General features: G+C 51.7%; 1 protein-coding gene and 1 pseudogene. Both read right to left on the bottom strand.

Annotated elements, in window-relative coordinates:
* Positions 1-261, bottom strand: a 261-nt coding sequence (locus AC1DVH_RS30750; RefSeq protein WP_477756963.1) for a zeta toxin family protein, incomplete at its 3' end; no start/stop codon positions are given.
* A 198-nt stretch (positions 262-459) separates the two neighbouring features.
* A pseudogene (locus AC1DVH_RS30745) lies at positions 460-921 on the bottom strand (isochorismatase family protein).
* Positions 922-1,668: the final 747 nt, after the last annotated feature.

Raw genomic sequence — 1,668 nt, 5'->3', positions numbered from 1 at the left:
GTTTCCTCCCGCGTAGTCGGAAAATTCACTTCGAAGCTCATCAGGGTCAATCCTCAGAATCGCTGTATCAGCAAACAGGTTCACCAGGGCGATTGAAGCTTCTGTCTTTCCTGCTCCAGGTGAGCCGGCCATGAACACTGATACAGGATCTTGCTCAGGAGGGTATAACGCTCGATCGGTTCGGCGCTTGGCTATGGTTTTCTTGTGCAATCTAGCGAAGGACATGGCTTGTTCTTGCATGAGCAATTCGGCAGGAGTCATCGTTCATTCCTTTGGTTTGAAGCGCATCAAAGGTGAAACGGCAGAAGCGGTGAATTCGATTGAAAAGTCAGCGTACATGGCCGCATATCTAGCTCCAGTCCATGAGGGGGACACGGCTTGAGGGAAATTTCCTAGAAGTGAGTTTTTACCCTGCTTAACGTCGGTTGATTGGCTCAATGATGTGGTGCTAATTGCAGATCAAAGTTGCTTGGAGCTCACCGTGTGCTTGAAATGATGCTCCCAAAGCCTGACCCCCAACCTACCCGTCCGGTCCAGCGAAGACCCCACCGTCAAATCCTTGATCAACGTAGGCTGCAAACCCGCATCAAACAGTGCAAACCCCGCCGCCAGGCAGCAGGTTTAGGTCTGCCGGCCGCACACCAGCACGCGCTCGACGTTCAGGCTTTTCAGGTAGTCGATGGTTTCCGGTGTGGGCGCGTAGCCGTGCTTGATAAAGATGCGATCGGCCGGGATCAGGCTGTCATCGTCCGGCGCGGGGTGCCAGCCGAGCTGTTTTTCGAAGGGGGTTATGGATTCGTCATGGCGCTCGACCGTGGCGACACTGGGTAAGGTGCCGATGAGCGCGTGGATACCGTCGATCAGCCACTGCGGCGGGGCGAAGCCGGGTTGTACGTCGATGATCAGGAGGGCTTGGCGCATGGGCTTTTCCGGGCAGGATGGCAGCGACACAGGGGGCGGTGTGGGGCATGAGAAACCCCAGATGCAACAAAGCCCGCACTGGGCGGGCCTTGTTAGCTTCGATTGGTGGGCCGGGGTAATTTGAATTCACCTTATATCTTATTGATTATTATCATTAATATTTATTTTTTATTTTGATTGGAATACCAATCGGAATACCTCACGAAATAGCATCCCATTGACCCCCGATTATATTCGATCTGAAAACCTTGCTTCGCACCGATGATAAGCCGTGATTTTCTTACCGCTGTCGAGACAACCGGCAGCACTCGATCCGAATAGGAACGTGGCAACAGGCAGAAACTGGCCGAGGTTGTGTAAAAATGTTTTCCTCCCACATCGGCGCAAAGAGTCAGCTCAAAAAATGTGTTTCAATTCTAGGTCTGTTACCTGAGCAAACACTGACAGATTTCACGTAGCGACGGCAATCTCAAAACCATGGATGCGTTTTTTTTTGCACACTCTGGGGCCAAAGTAGTCGTTCCGCTCAGGAGGCTGCTAAATTCGAAAAGCGGGCAGTTCGCCGACGAAAGCTTGGCAGTGATGTTTCATTGTAGAGTGATCTGAACACCACCCTAACCCCATGTCCGTCTGGCTAATGGGGCCGCACCGATGGTGCTGTACCGTCCCCATCGGTATCCTAGCGTGATTTTTTCGAAAAATCGGTTGTCAATTCACGAAAAAACAAAATTTATCAATAGCTTGCCC

Source organism: Pseudomonas sp. P4_C3 (genome assembly GCF_056402075.1).
Note: the sequence above shows the minus strand (reverse complement) of the source record. Positions and strands in the feature narration are given on the sequence as shown.